The organism is Halovenus aranensis, from assembly GCF_900100385.1.
In the GTDB taxonomy this organism is placed as follows: domain Archaea; phylum Halobacteriota; class Halobacteria; order Halobacteriales; family Haloarculaceae; genus Halovenus; species Halovenus aranensis.
Genome location: NZ_FNFC01000023.1, coordinates 1 through 17,825, shown reverse-complemented (window position 1 = coordinate 17,825; position 17,825 = coordinate 1). Strand labels below are relative to the sequence as shown.

17 protein-coding genes and 4 pseudogenes are annotated in these 17,825 nt (G+C 50.0%); 10 read left to right on the top strand and 11 right to left on the bottom strand.

The genetic code is table 11. The annotated features are described in order from the left end of the window. Positions 1-258, bottom strand: a pseudogene (locus BLR34_RS15715) (IS5/IS1182 family transposase); the annotation flags it as partial. Between the two features lie 73 nt (positions 259-331). On the opposite strand from BLR34_RS15715, the pseudogene BLR34_RS15710 reads away from it, so the two are divergent. Next, positions 332-487: pseudogene (locus BLR34_RS15710) on the top strand (IS701 family transposase); the annotation flags it as partial. A 1,104-nt stretch (positions 488-1,591) separates the two neighbouring features. Here BLR34_RS15710 and BLR34_RS15705 read toward each other — a convergent pair. Both BLR34_RS15705 and BLR34_RS16720 read right to left on the bottom strand, forming a co-directional pair. Further along, positions 1,592-2,446 carry a poly-gamma-glutamate hydrolase family protein gene (locus BLR34_RS15705; protein ID WP_092704746.1) on the bottom strand — a complete coding sequence of 285 codons (855 nt, stop codon included), beginning with the start codon at positions 2,444-2,446 and terminating at the stop codon, positions 1,592-1,594. Between the two features lie 243 nt (positions 2,447-2,689). Next, a complete protein-coding gene (locus tag BLR34_RS16720) occupies positions 2,690-3,046 on the bottom strand; it encodes a hypothetical protein (RefSeq protein ID WP_143414193.1) in 357 nt (118 codons plus the stop codon). A 1,009-nt stretch (positions 3,047-4,055) separates the two neighbouring features. Between BLR34_RS16720 and BLR34_RS15695 the strand changes: the two genes are divergently transcribed. Next, positions 4,056-4,460, top strand: a complete 405-nt coding sequence (locus BLR34_RS15695) for a pentapeptide repeat-containing protein (RefSeq protein WP_092704742.1) — start codon at positions 4,056-4,058, stop codon at positions 4,458-4,460. Between the two features lie 134 nt (positions 4,461-4,594). Beyond that, on the top strand, positions 4,595-4,906 hold the full coding sequence (locus BLR34_RS15690; RefSeq protein ID WP_143414192.1) for a hypothetical protein: 312 nt from the start codon (positions 4,595-4,597) through the stop codon (positions 4,904-4,906). A 140-nt stretch (positions 4,907-5,046) separates the two neighbouring features. Here the strand turns inward: BLR34_RS15690 and BLR34_RS15685 are convergent, their stop codons facing one another. From BLR34_RS15685 to BLR34_RS15675, 3 genes are read right to left on the bottom strand one after another with little or no spacing between them, the layout of a single operon-like run. Continuing rightward, positions 5,047-5,718, bottom strand: a complete 672-nt coding sequence (locus tag BLR34_RS15685; RefSeq protein WP_092704738.1) for a metallophosphoesterase family protein — start codon at positions 5,716-5,718, stop codon at positions 5,047-5,049. Positions 5,719-5,760: 42 nt separating this feature from the next. Further along, positions 5,761-6,186, bottom strand: coding sequence for a dual specificity protein phosphatase family protein (locus tag BLR34_RS15680; protein WP_092704736.1), 426 nt, complete (start codon positions 6,184-6,186; stop codon positions 5,761-5,763). Positions 6,187-6,195: 9 nt separating this feature from the next. Further along, on the bottom strand, positions 6,196-6,810 hold the full coding sequence (locus tag BLR34_RS15675) for an SIMPL domain-containing protein (RefSeq protein WP_092704734.1): 615 nt from the start codon (positions 6,808-6,810) through the stop codon (positions 6,196-6,198). Between the two features lie 371 nt (positions 6,811-7,181). Here BLR34_RS15675 and BLR34_RS17665 point away from each other — a divergent pair, with 371 nt between their 5' ends. The 4 genes from BLR34_RS17665 to BLR34_RS15655 all read left to right on the top strand — a co-directional run bounded on the left by BLR34_RS17665 (position 7,182) and on the right by BLR34_RS15655 (position 10,241). Beyond that, complete coding sequence (locus tag BLR34_RS17665) at positions 7,182-8,834, top strand: minichromosome maintenance protein MCM (RefSeq protein WP_092704732.1); 1,653 nt, start codon at positions 7,182-7,184, stop codon at positions 8,832-8,834. A 188-nt stretch (positions 8,835-9,022) separates the two neighbouring features. Further along, the gene (locus BLR34_RS15665) at positions 9,023-9,271 is read left to right on the top strand and encodes a hypothetical protein (RefSeq protein WP_143414191.1); all 249 of its coding nucleotides are present in this window, start codon (positions 9,023-9,025) and stop codon (positions 9,269-9,271) included. 219 nt (positions 9,272-9,490) lie between these two features. Then, a complete protein-coding gene (locus BLR34_RS15660) occupies positions 9,491-9,691 on the top strand; it encodes a hypothetical protein (protein WP_092704728.1) in 201 nt (66 codons plus the stop codon). A gap of 181 nt (positions 9,692-9,872) precedes the next feature. Beyond that, on the top strand, positions 9,873-10,241 hold the full coding sequence (locus tag BLR34_RS15655; protein WP_092704750.1) for a hypothetical protein: 369 nt from the start codon (positions 9,873-9,875) through the stop codon (positions 10,239-10,241). A 37-nt stretch (positions 10,242-10,278) separates the two neighbouring features. Here BLR34_RS15655 and BLR34_RS17165 read toward each other — a convergent pair whose 3' ends face one another. From BLR34_RS17165 to BLR34_RS16715, 3 genes are all read right to left on the bottom strand, one after another. Then, positions 10,279-10,923, bottom strand: coding sequence for a CAP domain-containing protein (locus BLR34_RS17165; RefSeq protein ID WP_176765358.1), 645 nt, complete (start codon positions 10,921-10,923; stop codon positions 10,279-10,281). A 525-nt stretch (positions 10,924-11,448) separates the two neighbouring features. Continuing rightward, entirely contained in the window at positions 11,449-12,078 is a 630-nt protein-coding gene (locus BLR34_RS15645; protein ID WP_143414190.1) for a hypothetical protein, read from the bottom strand. 271 nt (positions 12,079-12,349) lie between these two features. Further along, positions 12,350-12,607: a hypothetical protein gene (locus tag BLR34_RS16715; protein ID WP_143414189.1), complete on the bottom strand. Its 258-nt coding sequence runs from the start codon at positions 12,605-12,607 to the stop codon at positions 12,350-12,352. 595 nt (positions 12,608-13,202) lie between these two features. Between BLR34_RS16715 and BLR34_RS15640 the strand changes: the two genes are divergently transcribed. Beyond that, complete coding sequence (locus BLR34_RS15640; RefSeq protein ID WP_092704722.1) at positions 13,203-13,541, top strand: hypothetical protein; 339 nt, start codon at positions 13,203-13,205, stop codon at positions 13,539-13,541. Positions 13,542-13,633: 92 nt separating this feature from the next. Here the strand turns inward: BLR34_RS15640 and BLR34_RS15635 are convergent, their stop codons facing one another. Next, positions 13,634-15,136, bottom strand: coding sequence for a hypothetical protein (locus tag BLR34_RS15635; protein ID WP_092704720.1), 1,503 nt, complete (start codon positions 15,134-15,136; stop codon positions 13,634-13,636). Positions 15,137-15,439: 303 nt separating this feature from the next. Between BLR34_RS15635 and BLR34_RS15630 the strand changes: the two are divergent. Beyond that, positions 15,440-15,891: pseudogene (locus BLR34_RS15630) on the top strand (hypothetical protein). Positions 15,892-16,130: 239 nt separating this feature from the next. On the opposite strand, the gene BLR34_RS15620 reads toward BLR34_RS15630, so the two are convergent. Further along, entirely contained in the window at positions 16,131-17,108 is a 978-nt protein-coding gene (locus BLR34_RS15620) for an IS1595-like element ISHara2 family transposase (RefSeq protein WP_086558008.1), read from the bottom strand. A gap of 452 nt (positions 17,109-17,560) precedes the next feature. Here BLR34_RS15620 and BLR34_RS15615 point away from each other — a divergent pair. Beyond that, positions 17,561-17,825, top strand: a pseudogene (locus tag BLR34_RS15615) (IS5/IS1182 family transposase); the annotation flags it as partial.

The window sequence follows — 17,825 nt, the reverse complement described above, 5'->3', positions numbered from 1 at the left end:
GTCGAACGAGTGGTAGAACGTGGTTGGATCAGGCGGCGCGTCCGGGTTAATGCCGAGGCGGTCGCAGACCGCTGGCATGAGACTTAGCCGATCGACGAGTTCGGCGTAGGTGTGGCCCTCCTCCTTTCGAATACAGTGAGCAACGATGTGGGCCTCGCGGGCAAGCCCGCCCGAGTCGGGCTTGCCCGCTCGGTTTCCCAACGCTTGTTTGGCTACACGTAGTGCTGTCTCAACGAGGTCGAGCAAAGCGACGCCCATAATCGCCTTCTCGACCTCATCTTCTCAAACTCGTTACGGAGTGATCCTGTCGCCGTCTTCCATTTTCAATAGAGCAATTCGAGCGAATCTTAAGCACTCCCTGAAGGAAGCCATCTACAACCTTCTCTCGTGGGTTCGAGACAACGATGATCGTGGCGTCGATGACCTCATGGAAGACATCGACCACCTGTTCGTTCATTCAACAGCCGACGCTAGCGTGCAAAGCTGAGTCTACTTCTTACGCCGGTTAGGAAGTACTGACTTGCTGTACAATCAGAACGGTCTTTATTTTTTGAGGAACAGAGCACACTGTAAATCTGGTCCGACTGATTCCAATGACGGTACCAGCGTTTATTTTCTACCCACCGCGAACCTACGCGAACGAGAAAGCAAGTTGACAGCGAAGACAAAAACAACTGGTCACGACACTCGAAAACGCCCGATACCGGCTTGAGAACAACGAAAATATCGATAGCGTCCGGTCTTGACAATCAAGAAGGTATGCCCGCAAGATCCTTTCGAATATCTTCTGTCCGAGGCATCGGACGTGGCAAAATTCGAGAATGCGAAGGCAGATTTACAGCGCGAGCAACCAGAAGACGTTGATGTGCCGTCGGTACAGTTTACTGTCGACCTCGGTCACGCACTGAACCCTCTCGCTATGCTCGATGCAGCTGGATGTCCAGGACACGTCCACCTTCACGGTCTGTCCCCATAACGGAGACTGACCAGCTCCAGAATGTCCGAAACAAGTACGGGATTGACGAAGATGCGCTGCGTGGCCTTGGGGAACCACTCGGAGAGATGCCACATCTCTCACCACAGGACGGTCACCATGATCTGGGAAGAATGGTTGACGCTCTAGATTCATCGGGCTACAGTGGTCCCGTCGTCTTGGAACTCGCTCCACCCTTCCGGACGCCAGAGGCCCTGAGGCAGACTATCGATGCTCTACGTACTGGTGGTTGGTGGATTCTACACCGTAAGATTGCTTTGACAGCTGATTCGACGTAAGCAACTATCTACAACGGATTCGCGTGATCGAAGCTACCGGCATTAATATCAGAAAGCACGTCATATGACTGTTCACGGAGTATTGATTTCGCCGACAGTCGCATTGAGACTCCAAATATATGTAAGTACTGACAACCGGCTGTCCTACCAGTTCAAACAAAATTTCTAAGCGGCGTACAAAGTAGATTGGAACGAGTCGGTTATTGGCAAACCGTCCTACTGATTGGTAGAAACCACTGGGTTAGAGTATGATCACAACCCAGGAAACGTTGGCTGCAAGAAAGGCTGGGAAGACGTATTGGAGAATTCCTGACCTGAATCAAAGCCTGTCCTTGATAACGGAGTGCACCGATTCCACGGCTTTCTTCCGGTATTTGTAACCGATTATCGGCTGCATCTCAATCTGTAATCCTCCCTCTCTAGCTAACTTGTTCACGACATTAGAGTCAGACACGCCTTTCCAACGCATATCGCTGTGACGCCATCTGAATTCGTATCTATCTCTGATTCGGCTATCCATCTCTTCTGCAACACGCTTTCTGAAACTTTCGTCTATCGCTCCTCCGGTACCTGTGTAGCCCTTGCTCTGGACGTGGAAAGAAACAACCAGATCGTAAGTCCGGTCTGAGATCTGGTCCAACCCTGGGTAGCAGCCTGAGGTCAGCCCTGGTTTGGAGACGTGCCAGCGAGCGAAACTATTCGGGTTGAACCCGTGAAGAGCCCAAAGGCTGCAGTCAAAACCGCTATTCTGTAGCTTTCTGTAGAGACGGATTGCGGCGTCATCGGTTCCGAACTCTGTGTCTCCGCCGTGAGGAGCATATACAAGAATCTGGCTTTGCTTGAGGTCGTCCCATACAGTTTCGGCTAAATCACCGGTACGCCGAGCTTTCATGTAAGATTCGCCAGGGATTTGCTTCCGGACAGTTACCTCAGCATGGTGTTCCAGACCGGTACTGTCTCTAGTCTTCTCAGACACCCTGAGAGGATATTCATCTTTCTCGTGGATCTCTCTCACACGGCAGCACAGAGCCTTTTCTCCATCTTCGATACGTACGTGGTCGTTGGCGGAGACACCAAGTCGAGAAGCACAACGTGGAGAGAGACTGCAAGCCCACCTTTTCTCTCTCACGGCATCTTGGCCGCTTCTCGGCTTGAACACTTTGACCGAGACCATTTTGTTACAAAAATATTTGACTCGGTTTTAAATGTTGCCAATAAATTCACCACCACGTTCTAACAACTGTCTCAGTTCAAACGAAGGAAAACACAACATCGCTTAATTAACACTTGGCATCTTACATGGCGTTTCTGATAGATTTCATATTAGTAGTCACTTGTCGTGATACGTGATTCCTCTGTACTGAGCGCTCCTTGAACTCAATAATGAGGGTTGCGAACGATTTTAGAACCCCACGAGCTATTCTCTCATCTCTTCGATCTCATCGACACCATCGAAATTTTCACAAGTAGGGTCAACAACTAGATCAAAGCGCTCTAAGATATCTTCCCCAATCAGAAAATTACCTCCAAAATCAGTCCTGTCCTTTACATTTACCTCGGTAATTAGTCTTGCCTCGTCAACATTCAAAATATCAATACACACCTCAAAAGTATCCCGTTTTTCACTGTCCTCATTAACCACAGTCTTGGTATTTCCTTTATAACTACTTTCTCCTATCGAGGCCAATGCTAATTCACCTATGTTGCTCCTGTTAGCTGCGGTATCCACTTTCGCCCGGGTTCTGTAGGTATCTTCAGTACCTGTGATAATCACTGGTTCATATTTTGTTACTACTTTCTTGACTGATCTAGATCTCTAACTTCCATAAAATGACTTTTTATTATGATTATTTAAATCATTCCATTCAAACAGACTGATTTGAGTTATGACAGGAACCTATTAATTACAGTAAACATATCTCCTCGTACCGACTGCAACTATTCGGGTTGACCGAGACCGTACAGTTTCCACGTAGCAAGTTTCGTTGTGATTGTCTCCCGGATGTAGACATCATTCATATTGGGATTTGCGTCGATGAATCGTTTTTCGCTCTGTCTTCGAACGCTGTTATGAAACAGTGGTCAGAGCCATTCGTCCTCACTGTGTTGTGATTTCGGGATATGTTCGTAGTATATGACGCTAGTACGACAGTACCCACAACACTCGGTGTCTCCGGGACAACCCGGATGGCAGCCCGACAGGCAATCAGGGTGTACGATTGCGATATCTTGGGCAAAATTCTCTGCCAAGTCATGGTAGCGGTCGCAATCTTCCCAGAACCTAGAGGCGGCACTCGACGTGTGCTGGCGCTCCGTGTCCCCAGGACAGTGAGATTTTCGTTCAGTCATGGTTGGGTGTCAGTGACCAGAACAGACACCCAACGGCGCAAGTGCGCCGGCGACGCCCGCAAGACATCCAAGATCCGATATCAGCCAGCGATCTGGAAACGGATTCCCTGACTGAGAGACGCATCCCTATCTCACGGGGCGGTGCCGTTCTGGTCTGTAAAACCCAAACCGGGACCAGGAAGACCCATACAAATCCATTCCCGGCAAAGAAGTGTAAATTTGACGTACAAAGTTGCGTAGATCCGAGGTATAATGGAACAGCTGGCAGACCCCTCTTAATTTCGTGAGAGTTGGTGCTGGGAGTTGCAGTGGACTACGACGTTCACTGGTCGGCGCGACACATCTACCTCAGGCAAATCAAGGTACTGAATTGTAACTAGAACTACATGATTGCGGCAATAGATATATAACCGGACCAACACTCGTAGTTGCATATGGGTGATTCCGATTTCAAAATTCCAAATGATGACGATGTATCACCTGCTGACATCCGTCCAGATGCAGACCTCACCGGTGCCAATCTCTCTAAAGCGCTCCTCACTGGGGCCAACCTTGCCAGAGCAGATCTCTCAGAGGCGATCCTCACTCGTGCCAGTCTTCGTGAGGCCAACCTAGTTGAAGCAGACCTCTCAGACGCTAATCTCGACCGCGCTGTTCTCAACGAGGCCGACCTCACCGAGGTCAACCTATCAAACGCGAGTCTCATTAAGACGAAACTGGTCGGTGCAAATCTTTCCAATGCTAACCTTACATACGCCCGCTGCCCCGCGGCCGATGTCTCTGACGCTGAACTTACCGGGGCCAACGTCTCAGAAGCCGTCCTGTTGGACACGAAGTAAAGACCTCTATTAACCAACTGTCTAGCAATATTAAGTATGTCGGCTAGAATATCAACAGCAGAGGAGTACTAGCACCGGGGTCAGCAAACCACTGGATTATGCTACCTAGCAAAACGGCTGTTCCGACAAAAATCATGACTGAGATACCTGATGCTCCGGACGAATTTGAATCAGAAGAAGAACTCAAACAATGTATTTACCGGCTTCACAATCATCTCAACAACTTGGAAGAAAAGCCGGAAGAATCCAAGACCAGCAAACGGGAAATGAAAAAAGAGTTAAACCAAATTGAAGACAAAATCACAGCTAGTACTGACGAACTGGAAGAGATTCATACCGCTTTAGAGGGGGTTATCAAGAGCTTAGAAAGTATTGAACTCCACGGTAAGCCCAACACTGACGAGCTGCAAGAAAATCTTCGTAACCCCAATTTCGGAGGAAACTAACCTCCTGGATTTGGCAAAGACGAGTTCAGTATGCACACTTGCTGAGCAGGTAGTTCTTTTCCAGAAGTCCTGAAACCTCCTGTCTTGTGAACCATTCTGTGACAGTCTAACGATGACTAAACTCGGCATCGGATGTATTTTCACGAACCGTCAAGAAGCCGCGTCCCAGTTTGTGCGGGGAGGCCACACTCTTCAACACGAGAAATCACACGGTTGATATCGTATTCCACCCGCCGGAGTTCGACTTCGTCAGTGGCAGTATCGAGAACCGCGTACGCAGCACGCTCGTCGCCGTCACGAGGCTGGCCGACACTCCCCGGATTCACAATAAGCCGGTCGTCAATCGTCGCCTTATGCTGAATATGGGTGTGACCGAGTACAATTCCATCGTGATCATCAAGATAGGGTCGCATCTTCGGGAAATGTGCCGGACGTACGTAGGTACCGAGCTGGTTTGGATCCGGATGGCTATGCGCCAATCGATAGGCGTCGTCTGCGAACTCCGTCCGTTCTGGGAGGTCAGCAAGCCACTCTCGCTGCGCGTCACTCAGCTCTTGTTGGGCGAGTTCAAGCCCAGCGTGGGCCATATCGTTGTTCTCATACCGATGTGGTGTCTCGACATTGCGGTCATGGTTTCCCTGCACGACGAGCGAACTGACGGCTCGAACACGCTCAAGACACTCGCGTGGCCACGGATTGTATCCAACGACATCGCCCGCACAGATAATATCGTCGACGGGCGGCATATCTTCCAAGACGGCTTCAAGGGCTGGCAGGTTCGCGTGGATATCGGAAATCAATCTGACTCGCATACAGTTTCTTTGGAAACCACTGTTAAAATGCGGTTGGTTGACCTACTCCCGGTACTGAGAGAAGACGCGTGCTGCTTGTCGAACTAGTGCTTCATGTGGGTCAACGAGGTTCCGACGTTTCGCAACCTGTTCGAACGCTGCTTCTAATTCGACGTGTTCGTAGAGTGCGAGCGCCGTCGCAGCTACCGCTGGACTGCGTGAGGGTCCCGCAGAACAATGAACGAGAGTGTTGTCTCCAGTCTTGAGACCAGACAAAACATGGGTGACGGCTCGTTCAAATTTCTGCTGGTCGTTACGAGGGCCATCCATCACAGGTACATTTTTAACAATTAGATCAGAGGGAAACCTACCATCTGGGTCACTGTGTGTCAGTGAGACAATAATCGCGATGTTATGCTCACGGATGAGCGCCTCATCACCGGCATCCTCAACCGTCCCAACAAACAATCCGTCTGCAACCTCGTCCATCTCCTCTGATCACTCCTCACTGAGTTCATACACAACTTCAACGCCTTCAGAGACAGTAATTGGCGCTGGATGGAGATCTGTGTCGGGACTCGAAGCCAGCGCCTCGTCGACAATACTTTCAATCCCAGTACTCACGTCTTTCGTCGTTGCTTCTTGAAGCTCGGCCACGGCCAGACCCTCGGCAGCAGCCATTTGTTCAGCTTTCTCGCGAGCACGCTCCATTGCCGAATTGATAGCTTTGTTCTGGAGTTCTCGACGCTTGTCCTCATGGAACTGAAACTGTACGGTCTGTATCTGGCCGCCGGCGTTTGTCACATCGACCACAACCGACTCGGCATTTTCCGGGAGGCAATCGATATGGAGTTGTTCGGTTGCCTGGACCGGAGCATCAGTGACGGGGTCAAACATCTCATCAGTATCCTGCACCTGTAGGTCGACAGTCCTAATTTGGTCGGTCGACACATCAGTTATCGACTCTCGGAGGGAGGACGCTCGATCTTTTGCGGTGGTTCGTGCATCACTAGCGGATTGGCCTTCGCCAACTGCAAATGCCTCTACCGTTGCTAAGTCAGGTACTGCCTCGCATCGACCGACAGCATCGACAGTAATAATCCGAGATGCCATATGCAAACTAATCTTCTCAAACAGTATCAATTTTCGTCAGACATTTTGGCAATTCGACTCTGGAGATGGGTTGAGGCCATCTTTTTGAAACTGCCAGTCAGAGGTTTCAAACGTACATGGCGGACACACCGGATTCTAAGCGGCAGACTGTCGTTTCGGTTCAACTGGCTCTGTAACAAGGATTGGATGGCTAACCATCGAATAAGCAGTCGGCCGGTACAGCAACTGAGATATTTGTTCGCTCTTGACCGATTCGGGGAGTAGTCCTTCCATCGATACGCCGATAGCACAGACGGTGGCGAAATATTTGTGTGCAACTGAGCTGTACCCACTGGATAGGCCTTTGATGCCTCGGCTAACAATACGATACCATGACAGGCACCGATAACCCAGTCCGTCAATTCAGAGAGTTCTACCGCCGTGTTGAATCGGTGTCATCAGAGGTAGATAACGATTCTCTGCAGAAGCGGTCAATCATCATAGATTGGGAGGCTCTCGCTGAGTTTAATGCTGATCTAGCCGATTTATTGTTGGACCAACCTGACGCCACCATCGGATACGCTCGTGAGGCATTGATGATGCTGGGCACCGAACGTGCTCCCACCGGCGGACTGCCGCAATTTCGGATTCGGAATCTGCCCACGGATATGTCACCAGATGAGTTGGCAACTGTACAGTTAGGCCAGTTGGTCTCAATCTCAGGTATGGTGGTGGCAACGACTGATGTGCGGCCGGAACTCCTTACAATAGCTGCTGAGTGCCAACAATGCGGGGCAATCACGAAAGGGCGCTATTTCGGTTTGACGACGCCTAACATAGAGTGTTGTTGGTCATGTGGGCAGGACGAATACGTGCCAATAACCGCGGACTCCGAGTGCGTCGACACACAGCGTGCCCGTCTTCTAATTGATTCTGAAGGCGATACAGACTTGAAGACGGTTCATTTACGCATTGAAGACGATCTCCAACCGGTAACGCCGGGGACACGAGTGAGAGTGACTGGGATAGTCCGCCCGTGCCAGCGGACCGAGCTCAACCAACAGCCCTCGATCGATACACGATTTATAGACTGTTCTGATATTGTCCTGCAAGATGGGACTCCTGGGCGAGTTCCAACTGAAACAACGTGGACACTGGGAGACCTTGCAGCACAGCCCACGTACCTCACTGGCCTCGCCAATGCAGTCGCCCCATCTGTCCCCGGGTTCTGGCGAGCAAAACTCGCCCTCGCGCTCTTGTATGTCGAACCCACCCCATTCGGTTCACGGACATCTCAGGGTGGGCCGAATATCTTGCTGTTAGCTCCGGAGAGTAGTCATCGACGTCGGGTACTGGAAGCGTTCGGGGAACTCGATCGCGGTGTACAGTATCAGTCCCTAACTCAGACAGAGAGTCCACCGGTAGTAGCTCAGGTCCAAAAAAGAGCGTCGCGCTGGTGGGTCGAAACCGGACCGCTTGTGCAATCTTCCGGTAGCATTGCGGCCGTTGATGGGCTTGAACACGTTGCCGAAACCCAGCACCCACTCTTGCTCCCAGCACTCACAGAGACCCAGATTCGGCTTGCGAAGGCTGGCATAGAAATTTCGTTAAATACCTGTAATCAACTCGTCGCTACCGCAGCCCCAACGACAGAACCGCCTGAGAATCTTCGGAGTGCTGCTCCACTTGACCGTGATATAGTTGAAATATTCGACCTGCATCTATCTGACAGTGCGACCGCGACGACAATTCACTCCGAATTCACACGGGCTTGGACCGAGCATAATACTGTTGCAGCGTCGAGAGACGTAATCCATGATCGTCCAGACGTCGAAGTGTATCGGTCAGTTCTGACGCAGGCCCGATTACTGGCGCAACCCGAAATCGAGGATGCTGCTCAGGAACAACTTCACGAATCTGATTATGACCCAGAGGTGGTCGCCTGGGTGGCAACAGCGCTTACACGACTCTGTGGCCAACAGTGTGTGCGACCTATAGATATCGACATCGCGGAGCGTATTGCGTTGATAATATCTGCAGTTTGAGTTGAGCGTTCTTTCGCTGATTCAGATTAAATGTCTTATTCTTAGCAAAGTATATTTTGTTCGCCAAGTAAGCAAGACCCAGACATATTAACTAAGAGATAGCCATGTTGAGTCAAAGTGAAGAAGAATTCGTCGAATTTGTGCTGGAAGTTGGCAACAGAGTTCTAGACAAAGATACATTCAAGTTCATGATAGAGGAAGGTGTCCCCGTTGATGAGTTCGATGGCTTGTGTAGTGGTTATAATTTAGATGAAGTCGTGCAGAGTTTGGAAGAGAAGGAGTTAGCGTATACCGAGTCTCAGAAAGAGATAATCCGCACTACGAATGTTCCAGAGGAAGGAATTGAAAAGGTGAATTGGGAACATACAGAGTTCAAAAAAGTCGACCGCCGGTACATCTACTTTACAGCGGAACTAGAATCCCTATACAAGGAGTAAACAGTTGATCCAATTAACTGGGGAGCACCTCGGTTTCAAATGGTAGATCACCAGTATACCGATTTCACAAGAGACTGAGTGATACGTATTGAAAATAGTGAACAAAGCTGTCGCGTTTCGAGTATATAAAAGGTAGTGCTTCGAAAGAACCCACTCATCTGAATGAGGGAATAAAATTACGTTGCAGCAGCTGCAACAATTTCTCAGAGGGTTTTATCGATGTCAAACACGGAATTTGGCGTGTTAGTTACGGATGAACTCGTCGAGGAACTGAATGAGCTGACCGAGGAGTGTGTAGATCTGCAAGCAAGCCGTTCAGAGGTTGTCGAGGCGATTCTGACGGCGTACTTCCAGAGTGACGTTGATCACGAAGCACGAGTCCGCGAGCTCATCATTCGCCGTCGAAAGGGAACACTTTAACTAGCTCTCATTATGTTGCAGCGGCTGCAACTAGTTTTGAGTCAGTATCTCTGTGATGTGCCAGCAATTGAACCGCTAGCTTTTAAATACTCGAAACGAGACAGGAACAAAGTATATTGATGCTACAATAACAATGTTGTTGCCGAATTAAAAAACTAAACTGAAAATGCGGTTGATATCCATGAGCAAAAACCGAGAGACAGTGATCGAGGAGTACGATCAAGGCTGCCAAATTCTACACGAGGAGCGGAACTATCCGGATCAGTACCATTTTGAAAGCCCCAAAGGCCGGATGGGAACGTTTGAGAGCCCTCACGGGGCACGACTGTATGCTGACTTATACACGATTACTGGTGGGTTCGATGAGAAGGAAACAGGAAAACGGGGCGTCCCGCCTGCTATCGCCGGCGCTAGCGAAGAGGTACGGATGACATACCTCGCAGTCCAAATGTCGATTACGTACGCTGCAGCAGCTTTTGACGTTGATGAGTCCGTTATCAAGGACGCCGTCAATCAGATCCATGCCAAGGTGCACCAACAGCGCTCATGATATCTTCTGTGCCGTGAACGGAACAGAAAAAATCAAATTATCCAAAATTTTGGGTGACAAATAGAGTACCATCATCTCCTTGGTAGAGACCTATGCCCTCAACTTCAAAACTACTGGTGAGAATGTTATCGCGGTGACCCGGCGAATCCATCCAGCCATCGACAACACTAGTAGCGATAGCATTTGTATCCGTAGTACTAGCTACGGATTGTTTGGCAATGTTTTCACCCGCTTGCTGGCCGTCATAGTTGGCACATCGGTATCGGTCTATCATTGTTGACCCATCGGGAAACTCATGCGCAAAAAAGCCCTCTGTGGCCATCGTCCGACTGTGTGTCCTCGCAATACCAGCTAGATGGGGGTCATACGCAAGGCGACTATACCCATGGATAGCGCGTTGCTCATTAGTAGCGCTATGGATTGCTTTCTCCAGTTCTGACGGATTGAGATCGCCCGGCAATGTGACAAGACGTTTTGCAGCGATAACGCCAGCATGGAGACCGCCTCGAAGATTCCAACGGACACCAATACCCAGATGGGTGAAATCGGTACCAGAGTCTGGAAATGCTGAGAGAAACTCAGCGTGCACCTCGCTGGCAATCGCTTCTGCTGTCTCACCATCCGGATAGCTTTCCAGGGAATACGTTTGATAGCCACCCAGCAAGAGCGAGTGTTGGTCCACTCGGTCAGACAGCGTCGGTTGCGAGGAACTTGAGCCAAAGTGAGTCTGTTCCACAGTGACGCTTACATCCCGACTCGCGATTGCAGACAGGGTTTCATCATCGTTGAGTTGTTTCGAGTAGCCCTGCTGTATCTGAGTGCGTATCGCGTCAGCAATTTGTGTTGATGGAATCTCTTGGCGGAGGGAAACTGGCGATTTAGTTGTCTCAGTTGTTGTCGTTGCACCACATACTGGACACGTCGATTTCGGCGTAATCTCAACTCCACACTCGGCACACTGGAGGGTCCCATCCACCTCGATAACGAGGCCATCACAGCGTCGGCCATCGTGATATGACGCCTTCGTGTGCGCTCCACACTTAGGACATTTGGAGACTGTCGTTTGCACGGATGGCCAGTCTTCACCCATCGCGGTCACGCTCCGTTTGTTGGGCCCTCATATAGTATGGTATTTCACACGGACGCTCTTGGAAATAGTGGCTACAGCTCATCTTCAACCAACGGATGTATCGAAACCAAGACTCGATTATTCTGGAAAAGGCAGCCCGCTATCCAGCGCCCGTATCGCCTCAAACTCTGGTTCTTCACTAGGCTCGATATGTGCAATCGCACCGTTCTCATGCATTCGCGCTTTGAGACGGAACTCTTGCCCGTCGGTTGTGGTGAGATTAATATCGGTGCTTGAAGCCTCAACGACAAACCCAATCAGACTGACCTTGTAATATGGCTCATCTAGATAGTCACTCTCAACGAGATCAAGTGTTAGCCCGGAACTGTCAATATCGGCTAATGCCGTTGATTCTGGGAGTTCCAGGCTGAGATTTTGCTTGCCGGCAATGAATTTATTTGGATGAAGTGGGATGTCGTCATCGTTGGTATGAAGCAGGAATGTAACCCCCTCCGAAGTGTCCGCTATCCCAAGCGAAACGGTGTCACTTAATGAGAGCTTGACATTCCCCGGGGATCGGTTGTGAATCCTTCCAGTGATGCCGACCCGATATACTTCCTCATCAAGGCGTGATCTTTTGATTTCAGTCGTTTCGACACCCGTAATTGGGCCCTCCAACGGATGCGACGAGGTCAACATCTGGATACCAGCGGTATCGTGATCTGTTTGAGTGAGTTCTGAAACAAGTGATAGATCCGCCATGGACATATTTGAGAGGGAAACCGAATTAATCTGATTGTTTCGTCCATAACTCGTTCTGTGGCATAGATTGGCTTGAGAGCAATATCCGCCGAATAGTAGAGTTGGCCACTCCAACCGACCTAGCCTGATCCAGCAACAGTTGAACCTTTCTAACAAGCGCTAACATACATGATGAAAATCTCAATAATCACGATCACACCGATACTGACGGCTTTATACAAACCGCAGGAGAAAACCCAGGCTTTAGCCGTGCGAGGAAGTCAACGCTGTTAAATTGTCATTCAGTGTGTTCATCGACCATATCTTCCAGTTCATTCATGACTTCTTTGACACCAGTTGTGTCGTAGTGCGTTGGCTCCGCTCCTGTCTCTCGTTGTACCTCTTGAATTTTATCCAAAATTTCGCTGTGCGTGCCCGCAGAGGATCGTATATGTTCTTCCGCAAGGTCTACGGCTTCTAATAATACATCTTTTTCTCGCTCAAGTTGCTCAGCATATTCTTCTAACTCACTCCTGCTTAGACTTTGTATATCCATTATAGGTTGACCTTGTGAGCAGTATGATAGCAATCTTATTAAAACTAAGAGGTAGCTGCTGGTTCCGCTCCAGCGCGAGGTCCTTCCCCCCCTATGACGGCGCAGATTCATAGTTGGTCACCACGGTACTACACAAACTCAATATATAGATACGTGACGTGGTCTTTCTGAGTACGAAATCATATCTATTTGAATAAAAGTGGCGAGAAAACATAACTAAACCGGAAAGAAAGCGCTGTTAATACCAAGGTATTAGCGTGTGCAACTAATCAAGGATTCTCGCGTGCTGTTAGTACTATACATTTGGTATTTCCATTGAATCGTTTGAGACGATGCGGTATTCTGTTATATCAGCGTTTGATTCGCAGAAATGGTATGTGACTATGTATAGATATTGTCTAGATCCAATATAAGGAGTGTGAAATATTACACGAGACAATAATCATTTACCAATCTCAGTTACTTGCCCGAAATGATTATTTGTTTATAGCTCATCAAGACTATTAGGAGAGTTGCCGCCAACCTAAATTAACAAGGTATTGTGCTCGCTGAGCCTCACTAATGTATAAACAGTTCAGAGTACACAACTGAAATTATGAGAAACCCCCCGAAAATACCGAGTGAGTCTAATAGTCAAGAAGAGTTAGAACAGCATATCAGCCAACTTCATAGTTATATTGACTTTCTAGATGAGGAAATAGAAGAATCTAAAAAAGCCAAAGTGGAAGAAATACAATTAGATTTGGAGGAAGTTGAAGAGAAAATTTCTCAAATCAGTGGAGATTTTCAGTCTATCCAGGACCGCTTAGAATCAATACAAAATCGACTGGAGAAGTTCAACGAAGAATACTTGCAACAATACGGTGATGGGCCTTCTGAGGAAGCTAAAGATAAATTCTTTGACGCTGCTGGCTGGCACCCCGAGGACCACTGAATTCCTGACGCTGGCGAATTATGGATTTGCTGAGAATCAACTGTTGAGCGCTTGGTGGAGCGGTCTGGTCTGCGGTCCAATTGAATCCTCTCTTAGTTTTGTTCTGCACTGATTAACGCCTCCTCAAATTCAGAACTCATCTCATACTCGAAATCGTCAACAGTCTTCCTAATAGACTCAGCTTCAATTGTGTCATCTGCAACGAGATCTGGTCCAGCGTATTCAATTATCTCTCGTAACTGCTCTGGGGGAGACTCTGACAGATTCCGTGCCTCCGGGGTGGTGCAGATTGATTCAGCGAGAGCTTGTTCAATGATATCGGGGAGTTCCTCTTCAGTGTCTAAAAGATCCTCAATCACCGGTGGGGTAGGGAGTTCTTCAGCAAGTGCCATCACAGAAAGTATTTTTAACTCATCAGGGAGGTCAGAAAGCGCCTCTTCGTATTCCTCAGTGAGTGTCTGGCTCATCGCAGAGGCCAGCTTATGGTCAGACTTTTGATTACTTGTCAGCAATTCTGATGCTGACGTGGTCACCGCTCGGAACCAGCCACGTTGGTTGCTTGTCGTCTTAATGATTTCGTGTATAGTTTCTTTGTGGTCACTTGGAACAACTGCTCCTTCCACATCCACAACATAGAGCCGAACAGCTAATCCAAGTGCAGACAGCCTGACTTCTGGATCTTCATCTTCGAGAAGTCGCTGGATGCGTGTTGTTGCTGGTTCACAACGATCAGGGTGGGCATCTACTAAGTGTTTGAGACTGCGGCACGCAATCGCCCGACGATGGCTAGGTGAAATGTGTCGTGAATCGCGCGCCTCCATATTTTGGATTGGAGTATCTGACCGATGATCAGCCGGGTTGGTAGTTTCGTCTAACCGTGTAATTAAAGATCCGACAAACAGTTCGAGCGATTCCGGATTTAGCTCGGCAAGTTGTTCAAAAAGCGCAAGAGTTAATGTTCTGATAGGCGCCTCCGAATAACCAAGAAGTAGAAGAAGATCTATACGATCAACTGCTTCGTCTACGACTTGTTCGTCATCAGTCTCTCCGAGGAAGCTATCAAATGCAGCGAGTATCATTCCGAGGTATGGCGGCAATTCATCGTAAGGGACCGTCTCAAGAACACGCTGGCATGTATCGAAGTATGAGCAGAGTAAATCATGTGTGAGATACGTCTCATCTGTTTCTGAAACTATTGGTCCGGAAAGTACAACCGAAAGGATGCTTGGCTGAAGGCGGTCTGAGGTATTAAGCTCCTCAACTGTTGACCGGTACTCCTCATCAATAATCTTCGGGCTCTTCTTTGCTAACAAGGAAACTTGATTTGCGATCGTGGATGTGATCGTCTCAACCCCACTCGATTCGGTCTCGGTCGTTGCAAGCATTAAATTATACAGAAGAGGCTTCGCATCATCGAAGTACTGCTCAGGACCAGTCCTGACAGCTTTTGCAACTGCACTGATTGTCTGATCCACGTATAGGTCAGGGTCATCTTGCAGATGGTCAAGAAGTCTGTGGAATTCGTTTTCAGAGAGAGACCCTTCCTCCGCTTTGGTTTCAAGTTCGCGGACCTCCGATGATGAGTTTATCGTCATTTTAAGCGAATTCTATGTCCACCACTATTAATAAGATTACCGTGAATGTAGATAATAATCGAGCACGTTCTTTACATTGGACAGCTGGTAAGCATTCAGACAGTCGATCAAAGCGATGTCGTGCCGACTCTCTCCGCTTCTCCATCGTCTTCGAGTCGTAGCTCGCTTCGACTAATTCGCCATCCTGCACCTCGACAATTAAAACAGCGTCAGCGTGCTGGTTATTTTCAGGCAACACTGCTGGCTCGACGATCTGGACATTGACGATGGCGACGCAATTGACAACGCGTAAGCGTGCTCCACATCGCCGACACCGGTCTGTTCGATGATTCGATCGCTGGGACGACGCTCCCTTCATCTTCCCCGAACGGGCGTACGAGGAGTTGACCGGGAACGGCCCGGATGTCGAGGGCCCGCACGTCGACGCTACAATTGACGAGGAATGAGGGGCGGTTGCGGCGCCGTTTGAGTTCTCCGAGCCTGTCGTCTCGCGGGCGATGGACGGCGTCCAGCGGTACATCGCGAACGCCGACAACCGGCCTGCCAACGAGGTCGAACGCGCGGACGCGTCCCTCGCTGCGCTAGCTGCCCAGTATCTCATCGCGGGGACGGCAACCGAGGTGTACATTTACACGACCGATATCGCGGCCGGCGAGGGGACTAAAACGGTGCTCGTGAGTGGAGGGTACGGTGGCTCGGTGACGTTCGTGAACGGTTTCCGGTTCATCGAGGACCTGGTCGCCGGAAACAGCTGACTGATTGCTAGTTTGATCCGGGTGGAGAGCACACTCGAAAGCCCTCGGCCGCTCGACGTCCCGTGACCGCCGCTGCGCGCCTCGTTCCTGCGGTGCTTACGGGATCTGGGGATGACCGAGGCGGCCTCACCCTTTTTGAGTCCACCAAGCCAGTGGCTGGCTCCCGGCTGATGCGAACTGGCCCGATTAACCAACAGACTATCCCCTTCATCCCCTACGTTGGTTAACACAGACCGCTCTTATGTAGAATTGCGGAAAGCCCCGATAACGAGACAATCAACGATTGACTCGGTGGATTCATCCGCTAAATTGAGCGAACGAACGATACCGAATGTGTGAGCGGCCTGTTCCAAGCCCTGCTTGGACAGGCCGCGAAACTTCCGCAGCCACGGCTGGACGAGCGAAAACAGACACTCAGCCTGGTTAATGTGGACGCCCTCGGGCGAAACATATCTCTCTTTGTGGACGACCGTTCGGTGGTCAAAACCCATCTGTCGGTACGCCTGGAGTCCGTCGGTCCAGACCTCTCCCAGCGGCTGGGAGAGGTCTTCAGCCTCCTGTATCACTGGTTCAAGATCGCCGCTGTAGTCGATCCCGAGTTGGCCGCTAATCACGCGAAGAGAGTCGCGGCAGGCCGCGACGAGTGTCAACTGATCACCGTGACGCCCTCGCCAGCGTGAGCGACCTGTCTGGGACGAGCCGCCGCGAGAACGGCTGTTCCGCGGCGGCTCTTGGCCTTTGTAGCCCGAGCAGACTTTGCCAGATTCGTCGACTTGCGCTGGTCCATCGATGGTCTGGTCGAGAAGGCTCCAGACGACGGGGAAGCCGCGATGAACCGCGGCTTCCACGTCTCGAATCGCCGCGTGAACGGTTCTATAGGCGCGACCGAGGAACGGCGCGATTTGGTTGATACTAAGCAACGTGTCCGCATAGAGCGTGAACGCGAGAAGCACCTCGCCTGCGGGGAGGTGCTTCTCGTGGAACGGCGTTCCGTAGGTGAAAACCGGCTTGAAATTGCAGTCACGGCACCAGATTCGGTCGGTACTTTCCCAGGTCACGACGCTCTGGTGGCCGCAGCGTGGACAGGATGTATTCTCCCAGAATTCCTTGAGTCGCCGCTCGACGGCCGCGTCGAGCGACTCCGTGTTAATCTCGACAACGCCCAACTCGATCAGCTCTCGAAACATCGCTCCGAACGCTGGCTGAGGAGAAGACATATTGCCAGATTAGCGCCGGCTCAGTGTAATAATACGTCTTTCCGCAGCTTTGCATAAGAGCGACACACGATGCTCTTGTGTAGAACTGTAAAAAGACGTAGCAGAGTCGCTGTAAACGTATTTTTCTGCATAAGATAGATTCTGTCGGTATCGCCTTTCTCAAAGGATTACAAGCTGATTGCGCTCAGCAGCGATTATCGCCATTCCGCAGTTTTACATAAGAGCGGACCATTTTAACCAACAGCGACACTATGAGTTCGAGATTGTTGGTTAAGTCTTCAGTTTGCCGATTATAGATATCGACACCACCGAGATTGGATCTGACACGATAAGTCACCCCACCGTGTCCGCAGTAACTCGAGTGTATTGGACCCCACCATGTCCGCTGTTCTTTATCAAGTAGGAGCGTGTCATAGAAAGCCTCCCAAGGGAGGCCGCAGGATTTGGAAACTGTGTCCAGCAGCACCAAAACCCTGCAAGACGTAGCTTCGGTCGACGACTTCTTGAATGTCGCGGCTACGGAGACAGCACCGTTGTTCGAGTACTTGGAGTTCGAGTTTCTGCTGGAGTACGACGTGTTCGCCCCCGCTGCGAGGGGGCGAACACGAGTGCACAAGCCACCAGAACTCTTCAAAGGCTTCCTGCACTGCTACTACAAAGGCATCTACGGCACACGCCCCGTCACACGAGAACTCCGAAATACACTGACTTGGCTGT